At 39.4% G+C, this 876-nt stretch carries 1 protein-coding gene; it reads right to left on the bottom strand.

From position 1 onward, the window contains the following. A partial coding sequence (locus ABD692_RS20895) for a transposase (RefSeq protein ID WP_344770106.1) occupies positions 1-836 on the bottom strand: 836 nt, incomplete at its 3' end. Positions 837-876 lie beyond the last annotated feature (40 nt).

Here is an 876-nt window from a genome sequence, read left to right as displayed (position 1 = left end):
GCTGATGTGACAGTAGCTGCTGTTATAATGCGCTCCTCTGTCATTGCCAAATGAGTTTTATAACCAAAAAAACTGCTGTCGGCTGTTTTGTGGCCAATCCTGGCATCTATATCCTTGGATATCGCATAATTCTCCCGGGTATCTTCAACTGTTTCCTTCAATAGGTTCAGTTTCTCCTTTACTGCAGGGATTTCGCTTAATGCCTCATCAGACTCGATAAGTTTTTGTAGTTTACTGCAGTATTCTATTTCCTTTAGGATGTCATTTGATTCATTCTGCTCAGGCATCCGGGTTTTGAAATCATCATCCATTGAATACACTGCCTTTCGCAGCAACTTTGAACGTTGCCTCAGTACCTCAATGGGTGAGTATGGGTTGGATCTGGAAAATGAATGTGTAGCATCAACAATGATGGATTTGGATTTAATAATGCCTTTTTCCAGGGCTAAAGAAACGGTTTTTCCAATCAGCAGGTTTAAAAGATCCATGTCCTTTAGACGAAGCTTTCGGAACTTGGTCAGAGAGCTTGGATTTATCACCTCCTGTTCAGGGGACATCTCCAAAAAATATTTAAAGGACATATCGTAGCGGGAACGCTCTACCACATCAACATCTGAAATGGTATAAATTGTCTTCAGCAACAAATATTTAAACATGCGTACCGGACTCTCTGCGTTACGCCCGTTGTCCGCGCAATACTTACCCATTAGTTCGTCATAGATAAAGCTAAAATCTATAAGCTCATTAATCTTGCGCAGTAAGTTTTCCCTAGGAATAATCAGCTCATAAAGCTTGGAAAATTCACTAAACTGGATTTTTTGTTGTTGAAGAAGCATCTCAAAAGCAATAATAATACACCTTTAAGATACAAAAAAA

Origin of the sequence: Pedobacter ginsengiterrae, assembly GCF_039537385.1 — a bacterium.
GTDB lineage: Bacteria > Bacteroidota > Bacteroidia > Sphingobacteriales > Sphingobacteriaceae > Pedobacter > Pedobacter ginsengiterrae.
This window is presented reverse-complemented; position numbering and strand designations above follow the sequence as displayed.